Here is a 25,867-nt window from a genome sequence, read left to right as displayed (position 1 = left end):
CCCGAGTCAAGCCCTGGTGATCATTTTTTGGCACTACATCCTTTATGGATAACATAACCTATTGAAATTATTAGATGCCGATTTTAAGAATAGCCTGATTTCGGCCCTGAAAATGAAATTGGCCACGAATTTCGGTTAAGAACATGCAACAAGTACATGCCCTTCAGAACTCCATTCTCACCGGAATCGAAAAGGGCCTTGAGGAGGTCAAGGCCAGGGCAAATGAGGGCACCAGCCAGTTTTTTGGAAAGGTGAGGGGATATTTTCGGCTGATTTTAGCCGTCATTCTTGCCGCATCCATCCTGGGCATTGTCGTCAGCATATTTACTGCCAGGTCCCTGACCCGGGTGCTCACCAGAACCACTACGGGATTATCCGAGGCCTCGGATCAGGTGGCGTCTGCCTCTAATCAGGTGGCTGGATCCAGCCAATCCCTGGCCGAAGGGGCCTCCGAGCAGGCGGCCTCCCTGGAAGAAACCTCTTCTTCTCTCGAAGAAATGGCCTCCATGACCCGGCAGAATGCGGACAATGCCAGCCAGGCCAACCAGCTTATGGATGAGGCAAAATCGGTGGTGGCGAGTGCCAATGCGTCCATGACGGAACTGACCCGGTCCATGAGTGAGATATCCAAGGCCAGTGAAGAGACCTCAAAGATTATCAAGACCATCGACGAAATCGCCTTTCAGACCAACCTGCTGGCCTTGAATGCGGCCGTGGAGGCGGCCCGTGCCGGGGAGGCAGGGGCCGGATTTGCCGTGGTGGCGGATGAGGTCCGAAACCTGGCCTTAAGGGCGGCAGACGCTGCCAAGAATACGGCGAAGCTGATCGAGGATACCGGAAAAAAGGTCGGCGAGGGATCCGGGATTGTGGACCGGACCAATGAGGCGTTCTCACAGGTGGCTGAAAGCGCTGCCAAGGTGGCCGAACTGATCTCGGAAATCGCTGCGGCCTCCCACGAGCAGGCCCAGGGAATCGATCAGGTGAACACTGCGGTGGCCGATATGGACAAGGTGACACAGCAAAACGCCGCCGGTGCAGAGGAGTCGGCGAGCGCTGCTGAAGAACTCACGGCCCAGGCCGAGCAGATGAAGGCCTTTGTGAACGAGTTGGTTTCGCTGGTGGGCGGACAAGAGACCAGCAGAAATGAGGGGGCCCATGTACAGGCCCGGACCCGAAAGGATGTCGGTGAACGGGATCGCGGGAATCCGCGGCAGCAAGCCCGTCCCATCCTGATCGCCCCCGAAAACCGGGAAAGATGGAGGTCGTCTTCACGACAGGAAAACCCAAAAGCGGTTATCCCCATGGATGATACGGGTTTTGACGATTTCTGATTCGGGGGTGATTTTTCCGTAACCTCACATGAGCCGGGGGCGGAGACCGCTACATTTCAAGAGTCTTCGCCCCTGTTCTCCCGGCCTGTGATCAGCCAAGCTCCCCCCATGCCATTCTCTTACTCCCGACATCCTCCTTCTCCCTTCTTGCTGTCTACTCCTTACTCCTTACTGCTAACTCCTCCCTCCTTACTCCCTGCTCCTTACTCCCTGCTCCCTTCCTGAAACCGCTTGAGCTGCTTCTCATAGTACCCCCTGTTCTCCGTTGCCACTGACAGGGCCTCCTGGATGGTGCGCATGGCCTCTTCTATGCGGCCTTTCGCAAAATAGGCCTCTGCCAGGGTGTCCAGAAAGCCGGGGGACCGCTCCAATGTCACCGCCCTCCTGGCCAGATCGATCGCCCGTTCCGGATCCCTCAGGCCTTCCTCCGCGGTCGTGGCCAGAAGCCAGGCCAGATTGTTCAGGGCCACGGCCCGATATGGGTCCAACGCGATAGCCTTCTCATAGATGTCCGCTGTCTCCCTCTCCTTTCCCATCTGCTGGTACATCATGGCAAGGCTCAGGTAGAGATCGACGTTGCGGGGCTCTTTTATGAGCTGCTGGTGGATGGCCTTTTCGATAAGGCTGTAGCTCATGTGGCGCTTGACCGGCCCGAAATTGAGGAGATACCCGAGGGCAGAGATACAGACGAGGTAAATCAGAAAAGAGATCAGGACAAACCGGTGGTGATGTTTGGCCAAACCCGGCTGTTGATGGGCCTTCACCAGAAACTCGACCCTCTGTCTGATGCTGAAATGGTGCCAGCTGGGGAGGTCTCTGCTCTTTCCGCTGAGAAAGGCGATTTTTTCAAGAGAACGGATGGTAAATATCGGGGTCCCCATAACAGCCGCCGAATAGAGATCGGCCTGTCGCTCAAAATTGCGCATGAAGAACCCCATGACAAACCTGAAATAGACGAGCAGGGAGATCAGCATCGGAAAAGAGACAATCACATACAGCAGGCTCACGGACCGGGTGTCATCCCCGGCGATCAACTCAATAAACCCGGGATGCAGAGAGGCCAGGTAGATGGAAATGTCGGCCAATCCGAAAGAGAGGGCCATGAACCCGACAAAAAAAAGAACATAAAAAAGGAGGTGGCGATACCTGGCATGTCCCATTTCATGGGCCAAGACGGCCTTGAGTTCGTCTACGGAAAGGGCTTCCAGGAGAGAATCGGAGACCAGGAGATAGCGATATCGGGGCACGATGCCCATGATGCCGGCAGTCATCATCCGGCCCTCGAAGATCGGCCACCTGAGGAGACCACGGTATCTGAACCCCTTCTCCGCGAGAAACCCCCTGAGCAGATCCGCCTTTTCAGATCCCGCCAGCGGCATGCATCCCCACCAGCGCTGGATAACCTTGGGGAGGATCACCATTAACAGGGAAATGAACGCGGCGAAGAAGATCATCTGACCATAGGCGCTGTTCATGAATGCATTCAACCCGGGCCAGGGGCTCAGGGCCAGGAGATCATAGACAAAGGAAAGTATCAGCCACGGGAAGAGGATGGGGAGATTAAATCGGAGCTGCGACCGGATAAAGGATCGCCGGGGAATGTCCACCTGGAAAATGGCCCGGTATGCGGGATACCCGAAATACCAGATGGTGCAGAGATAGAACAGGAAGAGGGTCAGGGCCAGGGCCCCCTGCAGCACGGAAAAACTCCTGAACCCCGGAATCAGAGACAGCCACTGTTTCAGGTGAAAAAAATAGACGGCCAGTGCGAACAGGAATATGGCCATGACCGAAAGCCGGACATTCAGCCGCTGATACCGGTCCGTCATGGCCCCGTCCACCCGGCCCGCCTCCCGGACGCGTTGGAGCAGGCCACGGAACATCCTGGCGGTGTATAGTGCGAAAATGAGCCAGCTCAAGACAAGGGGCATCAGGGTGCCGAGGATGAGATCCTCCGGCGGGGAATCGGCATAGCTGACGTTGAAAATCAGGAGGACGACGATGAAGTAGATGATGTTATTGAACATGTCGTGAAACAGGCGACTGGGCTTAGAGATCAGCGTCAGGGACGCGGCATTCCTTTAAAAATTCCAGATTGCCGCCCCCGGGAGGGATGGCGGCATCGGCCGCCAGGGTAATGTCTACGCCGTAACGGGATTCCAACTCAGCCAGGTCCTTCCGCTTTTTGTTCTGGAGGTAAGTGGCGACCTCCAGGCTGAGGCATCCTTTTACCTGGGCAATCCCCTTGCGGGAGACGCCCATCCGGATGCGACGCAGAAATGATAAGGCCGCGGTTTCCACAGAGGGCACAATGCCCCGTCCTTCACAGTAACTGCACTTCTGGTAGCTCATGGATTCGATGGAGGGCCTCAGCCGCTGTCGTGAAAGTTCCAGAAGCCCGAACTTGGAGATTGGGGAGATGCTGATCTTGGCCCGATCATCCTTTGTCACATCCCGCAGCATCTTCTCCACGTCTCGATTGTGCTTTTTGTCTCTCATGTCGATGAAATCGATGACGATCAATCCACCCATATCCCTCAGACGGAGCTGTCTCGCGATCTCCTGAGCCGCCTCGACATTGGTATTGAAGGCCGTGGTTTCCACATCTTTCCCGGTTCTTGACCGGCCCGAATTCACATCGATGGCAATCAATGCCTCAGTGGGATCTATTACGACGGATCCCCCTGATTTCAGGGGCACCCGGCTCTGATAGATAGACTCGATCTGCCGCTCGATTTCGTACTGGGCAAAGATGGGACGTTTTTCCTTATACAGCTTGACGATTCGCTGGTGCCGTGGGGAAATGATCTTCATATACCGTTTGACCTTGGCGAAGGTCTCTTTGTCATCCACCAGCACTTCATCAATTTCGCTGGTAAAATAGTCCCTCAGCGTCCTGAGGCAGACATCCTGCTCCTTGTGTACGATGGAAAGGGATGGGGCGTTTTGCACGTTCTGCTTGATGTTTTTCCAGATCCTCAGGAGCCGGTTAAGATCTCTGGAGAGTTCATTCTTGTTCTGACCCAGTGCAGCCGTCCTGACAATGTATCCGACGCCCTCGGGCAGATTAAATCCTCCCATGATCGACTTGAGCCGGAGCCGTTCCTCTTCGTCCTCGATCTTCTTTGACACTCCCCCCTTACTCCCCGGCATCAGGACCAGGTATCGTCCGGCCAAAGAGAGATAGGTGGTTAACTGGGCGCCTTTGTGCCCCGGCATTTCCTTGGTCACCTGGACAAGAAGTTCCTGTCCCTTCTTAAGGACCTTTTCAATGCGGGGAAAAGACCGCTCCTGGGTGGGCCCCTGTCCGGCCTGGTAGTACTCCGGATGGATGTCTCCGGCGGAGAGAAAGCCGTTCTTCCCGCCCCCGTAATCTACAAAGCACGCCTGAAGACTGGGTTCTATCCGTTCCACCACCCCTTTATAGATATTTCCGGTCTTCTGCTCTGCGCTGGCGGTTTCAATATAGTATCCATCCAGCAATCCATCCTTGATCACCGCGATCCTGTATTCTTCCGCCTCCACTGCATTAATCAGCATTTTGCGTATTGCCATCTGTGCCGTAATTCTTCCTCCTTTATTCGGGTGGCTCTCGGCCACGGTAAAGAGACTTGTCTGGCTTGATTAAAAAGGACCCAAAGGACTTAAAAGACCCCAACGACCACCCAACTTTAATAAACCCTCCGTTTTCATAACTTTAGGCACTTTAGATCACTTTAGGAATTTCAGGCACTCTTCTTTTCCCTTCCATTCCGCCTGAAGTGCTGCTCGGCCTGGTACATAAAGGTCCGGATCGCCGCCTCTCTTCCGGGTTGCACGCTCGAGTCATAAGGGGTGTCCAAGTAAGGGACCCCTAGGTCATTCATGATCGGCTTGACAATCGCCGAAGTAATGGTACTCGGCATACAGGTAAAGGGGTAGACATTCACCACCCCGTTGTATCCCTCCCTCGCATAGGCCACAATCCCCGAGATGCTCAGACAGGCCTCTGTCCCCACCTCAAAGCTGAACAGGTCTTTTTCCTTCAGGATCTCTTCAAGGTGCCCGATTTCATGATCTTCCGCTAGATCGATCAGAGGATGTATGTGCTGATAGATCTTCTTCTGCCGGGACTTCTGGTAGTAATAATCCCCGCCGTACCCCACCATCTCCTTCAGAAAGTTCTTCAGCGGTCCGAAATGAAACTGCCTCAAGGAGAGGCGAAACCGGGCCTTGGCCTCTCTCAGCCGGTCATAACTCGTATAATTGGCCCACTCCGCAATAGAGGCGTTCACCACCTCAGCCCCATATCGCTCCAGCACGCGAATCACATCCTGATTGGCCTGGACATGGGTCCTCAGATAGATCTCTCCCACGATCCCGATGAGGGGCTTCTGGGGAATCTCAGGATCGACGATACCCTTTCCTTCTTCTATCACCGTTTCCAGCTGTTTGAGGATGCTTTCAAAATCCTTGTCAGGGCCGAACCGCTCAAAGGCATCCTCCATAAGATGCATCGAGCGTTCCATAAATGCATCGCTCGCGCCGGTCGCCTTTTCATAGGGCCTGATCCGCCAGAGGAGCCGGTCGAGGATATCCCCCACCACCAGGGAAAAATAGGCGGTCTTCCTGAGGTCCCTGACCCGGCTGTCATCGATGATCCCGGCCAGAGAGTATCCGTCTTTCGTGGACAGGGCGCCGATCTTCAGCCCCTCCAATTCGGGAAAGGAATCGAGGACAATGCGCTGGTATTTGTTGTACATCCCGAAACGGCAGGGGCCGTCCGCCTCGGGCATGAAATAGATATAATCCTCCGAATTAAACGCGTCCCCCAGTCGTTTTTTTTCTTCCTTCATGGCGTAGAGGATATCCCCGGTGGTGATCTGGCAGGGATAACACTCCTTGCCCGAGGTGTATTGCATCCCCAGATCCTGCCCCTTGCAGGTCTTCATCACCCGGGCACGGATCCCGAACCCCCTGAACACCGCGGCCAAAAGGTGACAGCCGATCCGGTTCATCTCGGGGATCAGACAGCTCTTGTCTTTGAGATTGAATCGTCCTACTTTTTGGGAAAAGGACTGGAAATCGATAATTTTTGCTGATTCCATCACAAATCCTTACAAGAAAGAAGTGACTAAAGTGAGCTAAAGTGACTAAAGTGTCTAAAGTGGATACCCGCAACCAATCCCGCCACCGCGGGACTCACACCCCAGTACCATTTTCCGAAGCTACGGGGTAAACAAAGGCACAAAGCACACAAAGGATTGGGGCGAAGTCCCAAGTTCCAGGATTCCTTCATCCCGGCAGGCGCAACTCACTTTTCACTTTCGTTTGGGACAATCCGCATTCATCGGAGTCTAACATTAATTTGCCATCTTCAGATCTGCCCCACGGCCGGTCTTCTGTTTCTGCAGACTGTTTTCAATCACATTCTTGTAGGCCTCGAGCCGGGTCATGGCCCCGGCCACGGCGCTGTGCTCGTCCAGTTCCAGGATCAGATACGGCTTATCGCCCATGATGTGCCGGTAAAAGTGCTCCAGAAAGGAGTCCGCACCGCACCCGAAATTGGTCAGATGAAGACCGAAGCAGGAGGAGTGGCGTTCCACCGCCTTCGCAGTCCTCAGAATCTGGGCCCCCAAACCCCAGTACATGGAGGGGAAGTCCGACAAATCCACTGAGGACACATCCACGAAATCCATCGGCAGGGCCGATACGCCGATCTTGCCCAGGTTTTTTCCCAACCTCAGATTCAATCGCTCATCATAGAGATTGTACGGCCGGCCCGTTACCACCACCATCGGCATTTCAGGGTCATGGTCCTTCAGGATCTCCGAACCTTTCCTGTAAAGGGCCTGTCTGAACCGGGCCTCTCTTTCAAGACCGTACGCAAGGGCCTCCCGGATATGTTTCCGGCTCACCCCGAGCTTGGATTTCAACTGATCCGTAAGCTCCAGGGCGAGGGTATCAAGGTCGTGTTTGAGGTGGATCTCCGGATTCAGGATGGTCGAAGGATCCAGGCCCAGGGCCATCCGGACCATATACGAATTGGCCTGAACCATGGGACACAAAGACCCCTTTTCATCCGGCGTCGGGGTGGCCATGTCGATCATACTCGGTATAAAGAGATAGGCCGTCTTCTTGATCAGCGCTTTCACATGGCCGTGAGAGACCTTTACCGGGTAGCATGTCTCGGCCACCATGGTCTCGATCCCCACCTTTGAGATGTGGGCATTGGTGGGGGGCGTCAGGACGAGCCGGTATCCCAGTCTGTCAAAAAAATGGGCCCACAGAACGGCGTTCTGGTGCCCGTACAGGGCCCGCTGCATCCCGATGGTCTGACGGCCGTCGATCTCCATCAAAGGCCCATCCGTCAGTTCATGGTAGACCCCGGCCATATAGGTCTCCCATATCTCCTGTCTCAGGGCAAAGAAATCCGGTTTTGCGCCCCCCCTGGCCCGCGTCAGTTCATACCGGCCGCACTCACCGCCCCACACGCTTCGCCGGCCATCGAAATCATAGATCTTGAGCTTGCACTGGTTGTGACAATTGGGATCCGCATGGCAGATCTTTTCTGTGAACTCCATGCGGTCATTGATGGCGCTGTCCAGGCCCCTGAAGCCGGTTTGGCCCCTCTTTTCAAGCCGCATCATTTCCTGAACGCTGAGGGCGGCCCCATAGGCCCCCAGGACCTCCCGGTGCTTGGGCACCACAACAGGACGCCCCAGAACATTTTCAAAGGCCGCCACCACCCCCTTGTTCAGGGACGGCCCCCCCAGAAACATGACCCGCTGTCCGACCTTCCGCTTCTCCACCACCCGATTCAGATAATTGTAGACAATGGCATAACACAACCCCGCGATGAGGTCGTTCCGCTGCACCCCTTTCTGGTGATAGGAAACCAGGTCCGATTCCATGAAGACCGTGCACCGCTCCGCCAATCTGACGGGCGCCTCCGAAGAAAGGGCGATCTCCTGGAATTCCCCCACAATATTGATGCCGTATTTGTTGGCCAGTTCGTGGAGAAAGCTTCCGGTGCCGGCCGCGCAGACCTTGTTCATATCAAAATCGAGGGGATAGGTGTTGGCGATATAGACATATTTGGAATCCTGTCCCCCGATCTCGAAGATGGTGTCCACCTCCCGGTCGATCTCCACCGCACCTCTGGCGTGGGCGGTGATCTCGTCAATAATGAGATCCACATTCAGAAAATCCCCCACCACGTTTCTGCCTGAACCGGTGGTGGCGGTCCCCACGATGTCGATCTTCCGGCCCACCCGGTCCCGCAAATAGGTGAGGAGTCCCTGGGTTACCTCGATCGGCTTTCCCTGGGTGGGCACATAGTTCTTATGAATGATCTCGCCTGCCTCATCGATCAGGGCATATTTGGTGGTCGTAGAGCCGATATCGACTCCCAGGCAGACCCGGGGCGTTTTCCCAAAGGGTCTATTCGGGATCTCGTTGGAATCGGGGAAGACGGTCTCCCGAAGCGCCAGCCTCGGCGCAATGGGGACGGATATCTTTCGACTGGTCTTAAGTTCCTCCAGCATGCCCGGTGTCACCCGGCTGTTTTTGGCTGCACTGAGGCCTGCGTCCTGCGACGCCAGGGCCTGTAAAGCGACGCCCAGGGCGCCGATGGAGGTGTTGTGAGACGGCACGATCAAATCCGGAAAATAGGCCCTGAAGGCCTTTACCTGAAGCGCGTTCAGAGAGAGCCCTCCCACAAACAGAATCGGCTCCGCAAGGACCCGGTTGGAAACGATGGTGCTCATGTAATTCCGGGCATTTCCCACGTGCAGGCCGAAGATGATGTCCTCCAGCCTCTCCCCCCTATTCTGGAGGTGAATCATATCGGACTTGGTAAACACGGTGCAGCGACACGCCACATTGGCGGGGGTTGTACTCGTGACGCCGAGACGGATAAAATCGGTGAGGATCCGGTCGATCTGGTCCTGGGAAATGTCTGTTTTTTCCTCATATATGGCGGTAGCGAGTCGCTGGGCCTGCTGGTCGATAAAAGACCCGGTGCCGGAGGCGCAAGGGCCGTTGGTATTGAAATACTCCAACTCCCAACCGGTCTCCCCTGATCCACCCCCTGTGGAGGGATGGGTGATCTGAAACAGGGCCGTCTCCTGCCCCCCCATGCTGATGACCGTCCTGACATTCGGCCTTACAAACGTAGCGCCCAAGACCTGACTGATGGTCTCGAACTCATAAAAGGCCCCCAATCGCCCACTCAACTCTTTTCCATGATTTCCGGTAAAGGATACAGATTGGATGGTCTCTTCGCCGAACCGCTCGTATAACCCCCGAACAAGGGCCATGACGCCTTCATCGACCCTCCCGAGATGCCGGCCGTAGGGGGCCTCAAAAACGATCTTACGCCGGTCATCGATGACCATGCAATTGATGCTGACGGATCCCGCGTCAATACCCACGTACAATTTCTGTAAATCCTGCGTCCTTGTTTTTGGCTTATGTCCCATTGTCTTCACGGCTCAAATAAAAATCCTCTCCTGACGGCTTGTTTCCGCAAGATAACACCGTTGATACCCCTCTTTCCCCTTGGCTCTCCCGCGACCGGTCAGCAAATTACCATATGATGCGGCCGGAGAAAAGGGTTTTCATTTATCAGGGTTGCCGGGCTGGTTGCGGTTATCCGGTTTTATTCGTCCGTTGTTTCGCTCCCTTCATGCACTTCGGGTCACTCCTAAGGCGGCCTGACGGCCGCAACCAAACAGGTTTCACCCAAGTCCCAGAGGACGCCCGTGGGGGTCTCTGCCCAAGAGCTGCAATAAAATGCGGTCGTATGGTTCGGCGGCCGCCCCCGGGCTCCGAATAATGTTTACGGAAAGGCAGCAAGGACATACCGTCCCATGAAAGACTGTTCTTGGGGCTGGAACAGACTGTATTGTAAAGCCTTGCTGCCGTTCCCAGGAGCTGTATTCGGTTTTTGCAGCTCTTGAGCAGAGACCCCCACGGGAAAACTTCTTCGCACGTTGCAGAGAAGTTACAGACAAAGAGCCTAATGCGCCTCATCCCAATTCGCCCCCTGATGAATATCCACCTTGAGGGGAACCTTCAAGGGATACACCCCTTCCATCTCTTCCCGGATCATCGGGATGACCCGGGCCGTCTCGTCCAGCGGGGCCTCAAAGACCAGCTCGTCATGGACCTGGAGAAGCATCCGGGTGTGGAATCCCTCTTTGTCCAGCCGCTCATGGATGCGGATCATGGCCTGTTTGAGCAGGTCGGCGGCCGTCCCCTGGATAGGGGTGTTGACGGCCATCCGTTCCGCCTCCGAACGGATCCGGCTGTTGGCGTGCTCGACATCGGGCAGATACCGCCTCCGGTTGAACAGGGTGGTCACATAGCCCTTCTCGCACGCCCTCCGGATCATTTCCTCACGATATCGCTTCACCCCCTGGTAACGATCATAGTAGGCGGCGATATAATCCTTGGCCGTCTTCTGATCGATGCCAAGTTCCTCGCTCAATTTCCGCGGACCCATGCCGTAGATAATGCCGAAGTTGATGGCCTTGGCCACCCGCCGCATTTCGGGCGTCACCCCCTCGGGCGCCTTCCCCAGAATCTCTGAAGCGGTCCGTGTATGGATGTCCTGATCCTTTCGGAATGCCTCAATAAACGCTTCATCTTCCGAATAATGGGCAAATACCCTCAGTTCGATCTGACTGTAGTCGGCCCCCACCAGGCAATGCCCTTTTTCCGCCACAAATCCTTTCCGGATCTCCCTCCCCTCCTCTCCCTTCACAGGGATGTTCTGCAGATTCGGGTTGCTGCTGCTCAACCGCCCGGTGGCGGCGACCGTCTGGTTGTAGGAGGTGTGGATCCGCCCGGTGGACGGATCGGCCAGCCTGATCAGGGCATCCAGATAGGTGGATTTCAGTTTGGAAAGGGTCCGGTAGCGAAGGAGGAGGCTGGGGATGGTGTAGTTTGAGATCGCCAGCATCTTCAGGACCCTCACATCGGTGGAATAGTGCCCGCTCTTGGCGGTCTTTTTCTGGCACGGAAGTCCAAGTTTCTCAAATAACACGAAGCCCAGCTGCTGGGGCGAGTTGATATTGAAGGGCATGCCGGCCTCGGCAAAAATAGCCTGTTCTATCTTCTTCATCTCCTGTGCAAAGCGTCTCGACATCTCTCTGAAAAATCCAGCATCGATTCGGATCCCGGCCATTTCCATATCCATGAGCACCGGGAGGAGCTTCATTTCAAGTCCATAGAAGAGATCTTCATTTTTTTCAGAGCGCAACCTATCCCCGAGGATCCCCTTCAACCTGAAGGCGATATCCGCATCCTCGCACGAATACTCGCAGGCCTTCCGGATCTCCACTTGGGAAAAACAACATGCGTTCTTCCCTTTGCCGGTCACCTCCTGGTAACTGATCATCTTATGGTTCAGGTAATGCTGGGCCAGATAATCGAGATTGTGCTGCCGGATACCCGGGTTGATCACGTAGGAGGCAATCATGGTGTCGAAGTGGATCCCCTTCAGCGCCACCCCGTGCTGCTTGAGAACCTCGGCATCATATTTGATGTTTTGGCCGATCTTGAGGATCTTATCGTCTTCCAGTATCCCTTTCAATACCGGGAGGGCCGCGACCCAATCCACCTGTTCCGGGCAGCCCAGATAGCAGTGCGCCAACGGGAGATAGGCGGCCTCTCTCTCGCGACAGCAAAAGGAGATGCCCACCAGTCCGGCCTGAAGCGGGTCCTGTCCCGTGGTCTCCGTGTCCACGGCCACGATCCCCGCCGTCCTGATCTCCTGGGCCAGGCATTCCAGATCTTCTATGGACTGGCAGAGACCATAGGCTGTGTCCCCTTTATGGGGTGACGCAAACTGGTCCCACAATCCCCTGAATTCCAGGTCTCTGAAGAGTGCGGCCAGTTCCGCTTCGGACGGTTCGCCCAGCCGGAGCTGTTCAATATCCCCCTGAAGCGGCACAAATCGATCGATGGTCACCAGACGTCTGCTCAGAAACGCCTCATCCCGGTAGGATTTCAGGCTCTCCTTCAGTTTCTTCTGGGTGATCTCTTCCACCCGGTCGAATACGGCCTCAAAAGACCCGAATTCCTGGATCAGGCGGACCGCAGTCTTCTCCCCCACCCCCGGAACGCCGGGGATATTGTCTGAGGAGTCTCCCGACAGCCCCATGACATCGATAAATTTGACCGGTTCAAACCCGTAGGCCGCCTTGATGGAATCATAACTGGTGACCTGGTCCTTCATGGTATCCCACAAGGAGGCATCGGGCGTAACCAGTTGTCTGAAATCCTTGTCGCCCGTTACCATAACCACCTTCAGACCCTCGGCTTCACAGATTCTGGCCCAGGTCCCGATGACGTCATCGGCCTCATAGCCCGCCATCTCGAATGACTGAATCCCCAGGGATCTGACGATCTGCTTCAACGGGGGGAGTTGAACGGCCATGTCATCGGGCATGGGAGGACGGTTTGCCTTGTAGGCCTCATACATCTCGTGCCTGAAGGTAGGTCCCTTGGCATCGAAGACGATGGCCACAAAGGCAGGCTGCTTCTCTTCGAGAAGCTTCAGGACCATCTTGGTGAAGCCCAGTACGGCGTTTGTGGGGAAACCCCTGGAATTGGCGAGACCCCGAATGGCATGATAGGCCCGGTGGACATAGGAACTGCCATCCACGAAATAAACGGTTGATTGATCTTTTGACATAATTTTATTATATTCCAACAGGCCGAAAACAGAAAGAACTAATTTCACGGATGGCGTTTTTCAGCCGGATGGTCCAGTTGTGGAGGGGGGAGTACCCCACCCTTTCAACTTTGAGCTTTCCGCTTTCAGCTCTCTGGCGGACTCCGGCTCCCCTGCCTTTCAGCTTTGAGCTTTGAGCTTCCATATCGGGCCATGGATACGGCCAATGAACAAGGAGATGCCATATGGTTATCACGGTCCTGGACGGATACACACTCAACCCCGGAGATCTCTCCTGGGCCCCTTTGAAGGCCCTGGGCGACTGCACTGTTTACGACCGGACGCCCCCGGAGAGAACCATCGAGCGATCACGGGATGCCGGAAACCTCCTTACCAATAAGGTTGTCGTATCGGCCGCCGCCATTGAACAGAGTCCCGGGCTTGAATACATCGGGCTCCTGGCCACAGGATACGACGTGGTGGATATAGCGGCCGCGGACCGCCGTGGCATCACCGTGACCAATGTGCCCGCCTATGGCACCGTTTCCGTGGCCCAGATGGTCTTTGCGCACCTCCTGAACCTCTGTCATCATGTGGCGGACCACAGCGACAAGGTAAGGGAGGGCGCCTGGAGCCGCTCAGAGGACTTCTGCTTCTGGGATCATCCCCTCATCGAGCTGAACGGCCTCACCATCGGGATCGTGGGCTTGGGCCGCATCGGGCTGGCCACTGCCGGCTTGGCCGCGGCCTTGGGCATGAAGATCATGGCTTCGGACATAACCCCGCCCCGGTCCTGTCCGCATCCTGTGCAAATGGTGGATCTGGACACCCTCTTTCGACAAAGCGACGTCATCAGCCTCCATTGCCCCCTGACCCCCGACACCTATCACCTGATCGACCGGGACCGGCTCCAAAAGATGAAACCCACCGCCTTTCTCATCAACACCAGCCGCGGCCCGCTGGTGGATGAATCGGCGCTGGTTGAGGCATTGACCACCCATGCCCTGGCAGGGGCCGGACTCGATGTCCTGGAGAAGGAGCCCCCCGGTCCCGACTGTCCGCTGTTTAACGCCCCCAACTGCTTCATCACCCCTCATATCGCCTGGGCCACCAAGAGCGCCAGGCAACGGCTCCTGTCCGCGGCAGTGGACAATGTCAAGGCGTTTCTCGAACACAGCCCCCGTAATGTGGTCAATCATCCGGTGATTTCATCGTGATTACCCCGATTCCTGGACAACCGCAGCCTTTCTGTTCAGGGCGCCTTCAACCTGGTGTTGTGTGTTTTTTCCGGTGGGCTCACATTGAGGTTTTTTGCTCATGGAAATAGGGCGTTTGCCCCATTGACGCAAGTTGGAAACCGGGAATACGATTTCGGATGATCAAAGAGTTTTCCCCCCCGGTGAGTTAATCCGGGAAAAGACGATGCACGACTCCTGGAAGCCCCCTTCGCGTCATGAACATGATAAAGACGCCCGGGAACGGTGTTTGTTATGCGGGAAGCCAATAAACAATCTTTTATATTGTAAGGAGGAACGGACATGGATAAAAAAAGCAGCATTGATTTTTCCTGCAACCTCGATCGTCGTACTTTTCTCGTGGCGTCTGCGGCCGCGGCTGTCTCCCTTGCCATGGGGGGCGCCTTTCAACGCACGCAGGCAGCACCCCCGCCCTATACCCTGCCCCCCCTGCCCTATGCAGAAAATGCCCTGGAACCGGTCATATCCGCCAGAACAATCAGTTTTCATTACGGGAAACATCACAGGGGCTACATGGATAAATTGAACAGGCTCATCGCAGGGACAAAATTTGCCGATATGCCGTTGGAGAATATTATCAAAACGGCTTCCGGCAAGGAGGATAAAACCGCTATCTTCAATAACGCCGCCCAATTCTGGAACCACTCCTTTTATTGGCAAGGCCTCACACCCAAGGGCGGAGGCGAGCCGCCCGCTGCACTCAAGCAAAAAATGGAGGAGGCCTTCGGCAGCGTCGATGCCTGCAAAAAGGAGTTCGCTGACACGGCTGTTTCACAGTTCGGGAGCGGTTGGGGCTGGCTGGTCCTGGAGCAGGGGAAGCTCAAAATCGTCAAGACCCAAAACGCCGATGTCCCTTTTACAAAAGGGATGACGCCGCTTCTCACAATAGATGTATGGGAGCATGCCTATTACCTGGATTATCAGAATCGCCGTGCCGATTATGTCCGGGGGATTCTCGATAATCTGGTGAACTGGGAGTTTGCGCTCCAAAATATGGGAAAGTGAGGATTCGCAAACCATTATTTTCGACCCGTGCGAAGAGCGGATATTCGAAATAACTGAAGCCCACCGCACAGGCCGAATTGTCTTGACACATGTACCGGCTTGGCAATATTTATCGGTAGTCTGAGACATATGGAAAGGGAGGAAAAATGGAATGACACGATTGAGAGCATTCATTTTATGTATTCTGCTTGTCTTCGGGGCTGGGCTGTGGGGATGCGGCGGCGGCGGTGCTGAACTCAAGTCCCGCACCACCACAACCGGCCAGGAATTGATCGATCTCAAATCGGCCTATGACAGGGGAGTGATCACCAAAGACCAATACGAGTCCCAGAAAGAAAGAATCCTGGAAGGGGAATAGCGGATGAATGATCCCTTTGAGGACACCGGTTTCCATGAAAGCGCGGAAGAAGCTGACGGTTTGGATTTTAGGAAGCATCGCTGTCCTTTTGTTCCTGGCAGGCATCTTGATCCTGCTGGGGCCGCGGCTCCTCAATTCTGAATATGTAAAGAGGGAAATCGTGAACCACCTCTCCCGCAGGGTCGGGGGCCGGGTTCACTTTGCAGTTCTTGATTTCTCCTTTTTTCCACACCCCCATGTGGTGATTCGCAATGCGGGCCTCTCCATTCCCGGCACGGCCTCGGCAGATATCCCTTCCGTGACCGTCTACCCGAAGGTCTGGTCCCTCCTGATCGGCAGGGTGGACATCGCCCGTATCACCGCACAATCCCCTCGTATCACCGTCGATCTACCCCAGCCGGATGGCGGGGGAAAAGCGCCTTCCCGCACATGGACCATGGAAGGACTCTCCACCGAGGCAGCGGGCCTTCCGGCTCCTCCCATATCCGGGATGGAGGATCTCTCCCTTCTGGTCCGAGACGGGCAGATCACCTTTAAAAGGGGCCGTAAGACGCTTCTGGGGGTGGATCGTATCCGGCTCCTGGGCGAATCGTCATCAAAACTGCTTGCCATTGAGTTGACCGGTAAATCCGCCGTCTGCGAGGATATCTCCCTGAAGATCCGGATGGATACAGCTGCACGCAAGGCCGAGGGCCGCATCGACCTGAAGGGGCTCAGGCCCCTACGCCTCCCGGCCTCCCTAATTCCCGGGGGTCCGATCAAGTTAGGCCATGACGAAACAGGGCTGGAACTCGCCTTCAAGGCAGATCTGAACCATGGGGTCAAGGCAGACATCCAGGGTTCAGCGTCCCCTTTCACCCTGATGCGCGGGGAAAAGACCTCGGTCTTCAGGGGTGCCCGGTTCAAGGGGACCTTGGAACGAAAATCCGGCAGCGCAGCCGTCTCTTTTTCCGAATTGCATCTTGACAGTCCCCGTCTCGACCTCTCCGGAGAGATAACAATGGACAGCCGGACGCCCCGGGTCCGTCTGGGACTGGAGGCCAAGGATGTGGATGTCCCTTCTGTCCGAGATACGGCCCTCACCCTGGGGGGGACCATCCCGGACGTGCGGGACATCTTTGATATCGTTCGCGGGGGTGAGGTCCCTTTGATCACCATCAGCTCCCAGGCAGATGCGGCTGCTGATCTGGCAGACCCGGCGCATCTCCATATCAGCGGCCGCATCTTGAAAGGCCACGTCTTCGTGCCTGAAACAGGCATGCACCTTATTGACGTGAAAGGTGACGCCGCCATTTCCAAGGGCGTTCTCATTGGGACCCGCCTTCAGGCAAGGCTAGGGAAGGCTCGCGGCCACAATGGAAGTCTGAAACTGGGCCTGACCGGACATAACCGTCCGTTTCACTTGGACATGGCAATACAGGCCGACCTGGCAGAGGCCCTCCCCATTGTCCAGGGACTGATTCAGGGTGGGCCGTTTGAAAGGGAACTGAGGCGCATAGAACACATCCAGGGGAACGCTGCGGCCCGGCTCATTCTGGCCGGGACCACGGAATCGATGACAGTGCGTGTGGAGACCTCTGAATTCCACCTGACCACCAGATACCGCGGCATCCCCTATCTCCTCCAGGCAAGGGGTGGCCGCCTCTCTTATGACAGCGGCAGCCTCAAGGCCCATGATATGGCGGTCAACATCGGAAGATCGTCCATTGCCCGGCTCTCGGGCATGCTGGACTGGCAAGGAAAAGCGCCCTTTCTGGAAATGACAGGAGGCACGACCGCCATCCTCCTGAAGGAGATATTCCCCTGGTTGTCCTCCCTGTATTGGACTGAAAAGGGCCTCAAGGACCTGAGCCGTGTGGAGGGTTCCCTTCTGTTAAATTCCCTGACCATCAGCGGCCCGCTTTTCAACCCTGTGGCATGGCGTTTCAACACAGAGGGAGAGATCAGAGACCTGACCCTGGTTTCCAAACGATTGCCCGGTCCGCTGACCCTTGCAAAAGGAACTGCCAGGGCAGATGCCGATACCATCGCCTTCGAGGGGAACGGAATGGGCATGCTGGATGCCCGGCTGAACCTGTCCGGTCGGGCCACCGGCTATATCAAGGGGATCAACACCCTGGAGACGGTCATTGACGGCGACATCGGGCGGGCGGCCCTCCAATTTATTTCAGATACCATCACCCTGCCGGAAGATATCCGCCTCAACCCTCCCGTGGCGGTTTCAGAGGCCCGTGTGACATGGAACGGGGAGAGGGAAACCTCCTTTAAGGGTGAGCTAATGGTTGCGAACGGCCCCCGTATCTCCCTGAACGGAACCCGGACCCCCAGGTTTATCAAGATCGAGGGCCTCCGCATCATGGATGACACATCCGATGCCACCTTCCGGTTTGATCTGGGACAAGATGCGATCGGCATCGGCTTTGCCGGAAATCTGACACAGACCTGCCTGGATTCGCTCCTGATCGAAAACAGATTGCTGACCGGATGGATCAAGGGGGATCTCTGGGGGCGGATTATTCCGGAAAGCCCTATCGAAACCACCATCGAGGGGCATCTGGAGGGCGAAGATATCAGCCTCGGCCAGTTGGATCTCCCTGCCCACGTGGATCGATTCTCGCTGCACGCCAGTCAGCAAAGGCTCGAATTCCAGTCGAACATCCTTGCCCTGGACGACCGGCGGATCGGGTTGGACGCCGACCTCGACATGTCTGAACAGGGGATTCTCTTCAAACTCGACCTCTCCGCCGATGGTATTGATCTGAAAAGAGTTCTGGCGGCATTGGAAAAGGTGGATCGGAAATTCGCCGGAGGAAAGGATCCGACCCGATGGTCGGTCCCGGTCAAAGGAACGGCTCAAATCAGACTGAACAGCCTTACATACGGGGAATTTGAATGGAAGCCCTTCAACTGCGACATCTCTTCGGAAGGAAGCGTAATCCGCATCGCCGTCAGGGAGGCGGCCCTCTGCGGCATCTCTACGCCGGGGACAGTGGAGATATTCCCCGGGAAAACGGGCGTTCATGTCCTGCCGGATGTCAAAGGGGGAAATCTGGCCTCAACCATCGACTGCCTGGCAAGCGACACCACAAAAATGAGCGGCACCTTCGATTTTAAAGGGGATATAACCGGGAAGGGGACCGAAGAGACACTTATCCGATCCCTCAACGGCCCGATCCAATTCGTTTCAAAAGACGGCCGCATTGATCGCTTCGGCCTTCTCATGAAAATATTCTCCCTCCTCAATATCACCGAGATCTTCACGGGCCGGCTCCCTGATCTGAGGAGCAGGGGATTCGCCTACAATTCAATGACAGTGAACGGTCACCTCGAGGAGGGGAAGTTTTATGTGGAAAATGCCCTGTTGGACGGTTCTTCCATGAATATCGCCGCTACCGGTCATATTGATCTCTTGAAACAGGACCTGGACCTTGCTGTTTTCGCAGCGCCGTTTAAGACAGTGGACCGGGTACTGAGGATACTGCCGGTCATCGGGTATATCCTGGACGACACCCTTGTCTCTGTTGCGGTCAAGGTTACCGGGGATGTGGAAAATCCGAAGGTGGCGTATCTTCCGGTCTCCATGTTAGGCTCGGATTTACTGGGAATCATGAAACGAACCCTGAAGGCCCCGATCAAGGTACTGACGCCCATGATACCTAAGTGATGCATGAGGGGGACAGAGGATCAGAAGTTGAGGCATTGAGAAGTTCAGGTCGGAGGATCGTTAGGGTGCTTGAGTTCTCAAGTTTAGGTCAATCAGGTCATTTTTAGCACTTTAGGCAGCTGAGGAGGAAAGACGATGAAAACAGGGTGGTGGCGTGGTCTATTAATGTTGACAATGTTGACGGCCTGCGCCCCGGCAAATGACGCCAGGGACTGGGCGAGCATCCCGCCTGTTCAGACGGGAGAAGACCGTTCTTTTGATGTCCGGTTCGAGCCGCTCAAGCGGGATAAACGGTTTTTTGTCTCGTTTCGCCTGGATGTGACAAGCAAAAGCGATCGACCTCTGGCCATTGACTGGAACAAAACACGCTATCTTCACAATGGCAGGCCCAATGGCATCTTTGTCTTCCGGGGGATTGACCCTGCGACTATAAAAAAAGGTATCCCCCCGGACACGATCCCCCACGGAACACCGTTTTCCAGAGAGATCTTTCCGGCCCGCTTAGTGGCATTTACGCCCTTGGGTGAGGAGGTGCTTGACAAGAACGGAAAAGGCCTCTTTCCCGGTCCGCTCCCGGCAGGCAAAAACGGCATCCGCCTGGTGATAACGCATGACGGGGAAGAGATCGTCCAGGAACTGAGCGTCGAGATCAGATAAAACGGAACGAGTGTCGCCCGAATGAAAATTCCAGGCCCCGTAAGAACCGGGTTGACAAGAGCCCCCCGATCTGATAGGGGAATTCTTCTGTGCCGGTCTGGATAGTGTCAAACCCGCGCCGCCCATAAACCGCATCGCCAATCCTTTTGAACGGGGAGACCAACCATGTCAAAGAAGAAATCCACATTACCGCCCGGAAGTCTGAGACATGCAGCTGCCTATGCCACCGCAGCAGGGGCGGCCATGGCCGTAACCGCCCCTGCCCAGGCCGCCATCCACTGGAGCGGCCCCAAGGACCTCGTGGTCAATCGCGACCATACCCCCGTAGCCGTGGACCTCAACGGGGATGGGATTGGGGATTTTTCCTTTGTGCATTACGGAACTGTTTATTCCAAGTACTACGGTACCAATACGACGCTTTTCTTCACCAATCAACTTATGGGACTGACAGGGAATACGGGCAACAGCGCGGTTGGCTCGACTCACTATCCCGTTCCCTATCGACTCCAGCAGGGCGATATGGTGTCGCAGGGAATGGCGGGCGCGTGGACATATTACGGCTACCTGGCAGCAGGAGTCTTTTATAGGATACACACAGCAGGGACCTACACATATACTACCTCTTATAGAGTCGGTAATTTTATCAACCAGGAGGGTTTCCTTGGGGTCCGGTTCCAGATCGACGGCAACACCCATTATGGCTGGATCGCTTTTGAGGGGACATGGGATCCCCCGGGCTGGTCGGAGGGGCGGATCGCGGGGTGGGCCTACGAAGATGTCCCCGGTAAGTCCATCGCGGCCGGCGATCAAGGGCCGGTCATCCCACCCATTCCGACCCTGAACGAGTGGGGCATGATCTTTCTGGCGGCCCTCATCGTGGCATCTGGGGCCCATTTATTGAAGAACCGGCGTGAAGAGATCTGAACCCCCGTGCCGACGGGTGCTCCTGATCGGGTGGGACGGGGCCGATTGGAAGGTCATACACCCGCTGTTGGATGCCGGCAAAATGCCCAACCTGGAGCGAATGGTCCGGGATGGCGTCATGGGAAATCTGGCCACCCTCCACCCGGACCTCTCCCCCATGCTGTGGACCTCCATCGCCACGGGCAAGCGGCCCTTCAAACACGGCATCCACGGTTTCACCGAGCCGGACCCCGACGCCGGGGGGATCCGGCCCGTTACCAGCCTCTCCCGAAAGACCAAGGCCATCTGGAACATCCTGTCCCAGGAGGAGAAGAAGTCGGTGGTGGTGGGGTGGTGGCCCTCCCACCCGGCTGAGCCGATCAACGGGGTGATGGTCTCCAACCTCTACACGGGTCATTACCCTCCTCTGGGCCGGCCCTGGCCCCTGCGTCCGGGCACGGTGCATCCCGGACGGCTGGTCCGCAATCTGGCCCAATTGCGGTGGCATCCCCAAAAACTCAACGCAGGACACATCCTCCCCTTTGTGCCCAGGGCGGCTGAGGTGGATCAGGATAAGGACCACCGGCTCGAATCCCTGTCGCGCGTCATCTGCGACGGAGCCACCATCCTCTCGGCCGCAACGGCCATCATGACCCATGAGCCCTGGGATTTCGCGGCCGTCTATTTCGATGCCATCGATCATTTTTCCCATGCCTTCATGCGGTATCACCCTCCCCGCCAGCCCCATATCCCGGAAAATGACTTCGAGATCTACGGACAGGTGATCGAGAACGGATACATCTTCCATGACAAGATGCTGGGAAGGCTTCTTGAAGCGGCCGGGGAGGATGCCACCATACTCCTGGTCTCAGACCATGGATTCCAGTCAGACCACCTGAGGCCCCGCCATGTGCCCCTGGAGCCTGCCGGCCCTGCCGCGCAGCACCGGCCTTACGGGATCTTTGTCATGCGGGGCCCGGGCATAAAGAAAGATGAGACGGTATTCGGGGCCAGTCTCCTGGATGTGTGTCCCACCATCCTGACCCTGTTCGGCCTGCCGGTGGGTCAAGACATGGATGGACGGCCCCTCGCCAATGCCTTTGATCTCCCTCTCGAGATCACCGCCATCGAGAGCTGGGACCTGGTGCCCGGGGAGGCGGGGATGCATCCGCCAGAAAAGCGGATCGACCCTGTGGAGGCCCGGGAGGCCCTCACCCAGTTGGCGGCCCTGGGCTATATCGAGCCGCCCGATGAGGACAGGGCCAAGGCCGTGGCCCAGACGGTTCGGGAACTGGAATACAACATGGCCCGTTCCTACATGGATGCGGGTCTTCACGGCAGGGCCCTTCCCCTCCTGGCGTCCCTGTTTGCGGATTGGCCCGATCAGTACCGCTTTGGGCTTCAACTGGTCTCCTGCTGCCAGTCCCTCGGTCGCATCCAGGAGGCCCGACAGGTCCTGGAAGAGACCCTTGCGCGTAAAAACAGAGGTGCGGCCCAGGCCCGTGAAACCCTCAAGGCCCTTAAAGAAAAGATGAAGGACAAAACGCCCGAAGAGATCACCGAGGCCCAGGGGAGAAGGCTTCGGTCCCTGGCGGCCCAGGCCTCGTTCAACCCGTATGCCGTGGAATACCTCAGGGGGGCCATCCTGTTTGAGGAAGGGGAAGAGGAGGAGGCCCTGGAGCATCTCAAGACGGCCGAGGCCATGAACCCGGAGGATCCGGGCCTTCATATCAAGCTGGGGCAGGTCTATCTCAAGATGCGGCGATGGCAGGATGCGGAACAATCCTTTCAGGCGACCCTCCGTCTGGACCCGGACAGCGCCGATGCCTACCTGGGAATCTGCCGGACCTGCCTTGCCACCAGGCGACTGGAGGAGGCCTGTGACGCGGCCTACGAATCCCTGGGCCGCGTCTATTACAACCCGACCGCCCATTACCTGCTGGGTGTGGCCCGCCACCGCCAGGGGCAGCTTCCCGAGGCCTTGCTGGCCCTTAAGATGGCAGTGTATCAAAACCCGCATTTTGCAAAGGCCCATGAACGGCTGGCCTATATCTACAAACGGAGGCTTGCAAACAAAGAAAAGGCATCGGAACGGGCACGGTCCGCCCGCGACGCAGCCAGGAAGATCCGGGAGTTCAAAAGGGAGCAGAAGACCCTTTCAAGCCGGGTATGGGAATCTCCGGGGCTTTTGGGAGAAGCGGATCGCGAGGCGGAACAGGACGTTCCCGGGATTCCGGATATGCCTCCCCCCGAGGACCTGTCCGATATTGTGGTGGTGGTGACGGGTCTGCCCCGCGCAGGGACCTCCATGATCATGCAGATGCTCCGGGCCGGAGGTCTTTCAATCCTGGCAGACGACATAAGAGAGGCCGATGAGGACAACCCGAAGGGATATCTCGAATATGCACCGGCCAAGCGCCTGCATGAAGATGCCTCGTGGCTGCCTGAGGCCCGGGGGAAGGCCATCAAGATCGTGGCGCCCCTTTTGGGACGCCTGGAACATGGGATCTCCTATCGAGTTATTTTTGTGGAGCGGGACATACGGGAAGTCATCGCTTCCCAGAAAGCCCTCCTCTTGCGGCAGGGGAAAAAGGGGGCCAGACTTTCGGACCGCGATCTGGGACGTGTTCTTGAGAGACAGGCGACCACAGGAAAACGGATCCTTGCCCGGATGGGACTCCCCGTCCTTTACCTCCGCCACGACCGATGCATCGGGCATCCGGGGGAGACGGCTGAGCAAGTCCGCGACTTCCTGGGCCGGGACCTGTGTGCAGAGGCCATGGCAGGGGTCGTGGATCCGAGGCTGTATCGTCAGCGTGGTGAGAGGATGGCAGGGATAGAAGAGACGTAGAAGTCGGCCTTCAGGAAATACGGCGAAAGACCCCCTGGGGATCCCATTTACGAGCTGCAACCATTAGGGGCCGTAGAGACACGGCCAACAGGACTCAAGAGCGGATCAAACGATGTTTTCGTTTACCTGCGTATGGCAGAAGGTGGGCGCGCAACTCAGGGCGGAGATCATGAATTTCTGGGAAGCTCATGAGGCCCTCCCCCTTTTGGCCGACCCTGAAGAAAGGGCCGAAGAAACCGTCTTTATCGCCCGAACCACCGGGGGCGAGATCGCGGCCCTTTGCACGGCCAGGGAACTCTACCTCAAACGATTTCAAAACAGCTTCTACTTCTACCGCTCCATGACGTCCATCGTGTACCGCAGGAAGGGGCTTGCCCTCGACCTTCTTCTGCGCACACGCAGTTTTTTTGAGCGGCGATTCACAGCGGGCGAAGGCCGGGGACCCATCGGGCTCCTGATCATCCTTGAAAACCCTTCCATTGCAAAACGGTTTCGCGTGGCAATGGAGACGCGCACCGGGTTTGTCTTTATGGGCTACAATACAAAGGGGCATCCGATCGGGGTCTACTATTTCAAGGGCGCCACAATCTGATTCTCCAAGACCTTGAACCCGAGCAAGCCAATGTCACCGCAAAAATACGCCTGAACCACGACACGGCTATCTCGGGGATCCCTCTCGCTGTCATTGCCGTCGTGAGGGGAACGGATCTCCCGGGTTTACTGAGAAGGTACGCTAAACCCTTGTGCCGATGACCCTTCGGCCCTCGATTTGCTCCATCCGAACCCGGAAAGGACCTTGGATCGAATCACGGGTCAAAGGGAAAATTACCGGCAGGTAATTGTCGCTCCTCCCCTGCATGAGCCTCTTTTCACGGGATTCCCATCTTTCCGGGAGCACGGAGAATTCCCTGCCCAGACATCCCTGATAAAACAGGCGCTGCTTTCTCTCGCCCAGAGCTCTCAATCTGGCCGTCCTCTCCTTGATTTCTTCCGAAGCAACTCTCCCGCTGAACCGGCTGGCGGCCGTGCCCGGTCGGGGCGAAAAGGGAAAGACATGGAGATAAGAGATCGGCAGGTCCTTCAGCAGGGAATACCCGGAGTCAAAGGCCCTTGAATCTTCTCCCGGAAATCCGGCCATGATGTCCACCCCGATCGCTGCATGCGGAATACTTGTGTAAACCGCCTCCACAATATCGGCAAACTCTCGTGCGGTATAATGCCGGTTCATCCTGTGAAGGACCCGGTCGTCCCCGCTCTGCAAAGGGATATGGACATGCCGGCAGAGCCACGACTCGGATGCCGCCATCTCTATCAATTCCATCTTTAACTCGTTGGGTTCGATGGAACTGAGCCGGATACGCAGGGGGAACCCCTCTCTCCCCACCTGTCCAAGAAGGGAAACAAGGTCCACTCCACCCTTCAGATCCACCCCATATTTTCCCAGGTGAATTCCGGTGAGGACCACCTCACCGTAACCCTGATCGGACAGGGTTTCCAACCTGCGAATGACCTTTTCCGGGGGAAGGCTCCGGTAAGGGCCCCTGGCGAATGGAACAATGCAATAACTGCAAAAAGACTCGCATCCGTCCTGGATTTTGAGATAGGCCCGGGCGCGACCCGGGAAACGGGAAATATCCATGGCATCGAACCGGGCACCGGGTTCAAATGGCTTCAACAGCAGACCGGTCTCAAAAGATGCGTCGGCCCCGGTAAGAAATTCGGGGAGATCGGCCTTCATCCGGTTGTCTGCGATCAGGCCCAGCCCTTCGATTTCAGAGAGTTCCTCCGGGAACACCTGGGCGTAACATCCGACTGCCGCCACATATCCGACAGGATGTTCCCGGATCGCCTTTCGAACGGCCTGCCTGGACTGATGTGCGGCCTTCTGGGTCACAATACACGTGTTGACGATCACCACATCAGCGGTTTCATCTCCTCCTGCGACACGCCACCCGGCCGCGGCCAAGGCCTCACCAAAATAGGCCGACTCATACTGATTGACCTTACAGCCGAGGGTGATGATTCTAAATGTTTTGGGACCGTTCGTCATTTCCGGTTGCTCGTTGCGGGTTGCCGGATGCTGTATACTCGATGCGGGTTGCTCGATATTGGGTACCGGTTTATCGGGTTCCTTGGGTTTATCTGGTTAAGGGGCGCTTTTCCCTTTGACCTTTGAGCTT

General features: G+C 56.5%; 14 protein-coding genes and 1 pseudogene. 9 read left to right on the top strand and 6 right to left on the bottom strand.

The features are described 5' to 3' along the window. Positions 1-143: 143 nt before the first annotated feature. Positions 144-1,331, top strand: a complete 1,188-nt coding sequence (locus tag K9N21_14605; GenBank protein ID MCF8145143.1) for a hypothetical protein — start codon at positions 144-146, stop codon at positions 1,329-1,331. 203 nt (positions 1,332-1,534) lie between these two features. Here K9N21_14605 and K9N21_14600 read toward each other — a convergent pair whose 3' ends face one another. The 5 genes from K9N21_14600 to polA form a co-directional block, all read right to left on the bottom strand. Then, positions 1,535-3,358: a M48 family metalloprotease gene (locus K9N21_14600; protein MCF8145142.1), complete on the bottom strand. Its 1,824-nt coding sequence runs from the start codon at positions 3,356-3,358 to the stop codon at positions 1,535-1,537. Between the two features lie 22 nt (positions 3,359-3,380). Then, positions 3,381-4,886 (bottom strand): Rne/Rng family ribonuclease, encoded by a 1,506-nt coding sequence (locus K9N21_14595; GenBank protein MCF8145141.1) that lies wholly within the window; start codon positions 4,884-4,886, stop codon positions 3,381-3,383. A 170-nt stretch (positions 4,887-5,056) separates the two neighbouring features. Continuing rightward, positions 5,057-6,418 carry a CoA activase gene (locus K9N21_14590; protein MCF8145140.1) on the bottom strand — a complete coding sequence of 454 codons (1,362 nt, stop codon included), beginning with the start codon at positions 6,416-6,418 and terminating at the stop codon, positions 5,057-5,059. A gap of 255 nt (positions 6,419-6,673) precedes the next feature. Continuing rightward, positions 6,674-9,793 (bottom strand): acyl-CoA dehydratase activase, encoded by a 3,120-nt coding sequence (locus tag K9N21_14585; GenBank protein MCF8145139.1) that lies wholly within the window; start codon positions 9,791-9,793, stop codon positions 6,674-6,676. A gap of 539 nt (positions 9,794-10,332) precedes the next feature. Beyond that, positions 10,333-13,014: a DNA polymerase I gene (gene polA / locus K9N21_14580; GenBank protein ID MCF8145138.1), complete on the bottom strand. Its 2,682-nt coding sequence runs from the start codon at positions 13,012-13,014 to the stop codon at positions 10,333-10,335. A 224-nt stretch (positions 13,015-13,238) separates the two neighbouring features. On the opposite strand from polA, the gene K9N21_14575 reads away from it, so the two are divergent. The 8 genes and pseudogenes from K9N21_14575 (at position 13,239) to K9N21_14540 (ending at position 24,279) form a co-directional block, all read left to right on the top strand. Continuing rightward, a complete protein-coding gene (locus tag K9N21_14575) occupies positions 13,239-14,210 on the top strand; it encodes a D-2-hydroxyacid dehydrogenase (GenBank protein MCF8145137.1) in 972 nt (323 codons plus the stop codon). Between the two features lie 411 nt (positions 14,211-14,621). Continuing rightward, positions 14,622-15,254 (top strand): superoxide dismutase, encoded by a 633-nt coding sequence (locus tag K9N21_14570; GenBank protein ID MCF8145136.1) that lies wholly within the window; start codon positions 14,622-14,624, stop codon positions 15,252-15,254. A 151-nt stretch (positions 15,255-15,405) separates the two neighbouring features. Beyond that, positions 15,406-15,612 carry an SHOCT domain-containing protein gene (locus tag K9N21_14565; GenBank protein MCF8145135.1) on the top strand — a complete coding sequence of 69 codons (207 nt, stop codon included), beginning with the start codon at positions 15,406-15,408 and terminating at the stop codon, positions 15,610-15,612. A 34-nt stretch (positions 15,613-15,646) separates the two neighbouring features. Next, a complete protein-coding gene (locus K9N21_14560) occupies positions 15,647-19,276 on the top strand; it encodes an AsmA-like C-terminal domain-containing protein (protein ID MCF8145134.1) in 3,630 nt (1,209 codons plus the stop codon). Positions 19,277-19,441: 165 nt separating this feature from the next. Beyond that, positions 19,442-19,933, top strand: coding sequence for a hypothetical protein (locus tag K9N21_14555; protein ID MCF8145133.1), 492 nt, complete (start codon positions 19,442-19,444; stop codon positions 19,931-19,933). 165 nt (positions 19,934-20,098) lie between these two features. Further along, positions 20,099-20,857 (top strand): IPTL-CTERM sorting domain-containing protein, encoded by a 759-nt coding sequence (locus K9N21_14550; protein ID MCF8145132.1) that lies wholly within the window; start codon positions 20,099-20,101, stop codon positions 20,855-20,857. 13 nt (positions 20,858-20,870) lie between these two features. Continuing rightward, a pseudogene (locus K9N21_14545) lies at positions 20,871-23,687 on the top strand (alkaline phosphatase family protein). A gap of 112 nt (positions 23,688-23,799) precedes the next feature. Continuing rightward, positions 23,800-24,279 (top strand): hypothetical protein, encoded by a 480-nt coding sequence (locus K9N21_14540; GenBank protein ID MCF8145131.1) that lies wholly within the window; start codon positions 23,800-23,802, stop codon positions 24,277-24,279. Positions 24,280-24,420: 141 nt separating this feature from the next. Here the strand turns inward: K9N21_14540 and mtaB are convergent, their stop codons facing one another. Beyond that, the gene (gene mtaB, locus K9N21_14535) at positions 24,421-25,737 is read right to left on the bottom strand and encodes a tRNA (N(6)-L-threonylcarbamoyladenosine(37)-C(2))-methylthiotransferase MtaB (protein MCF8145130.1); all 1,317 of its coding nucleotides are present in this window, start codon (positions 25,735-25,737) and stop codon (positions 24,421-24,423) included. Positions 25,738-25,867 lie beyond the last annotated feature (130 nt).

The sequence above is a fragment of the Deltaproteobacteria bacterium genome (assembly GCA_021737785.1).
Taxonomy (GTDB): Bacteria; Desulfobacterota; DSM-4660; order Desulfatiglandales; family Desulfatiglandaceae; genus AUK324.
This window is presented reverse-complemented; position numbering and strand designations above follow the sequence as displayed.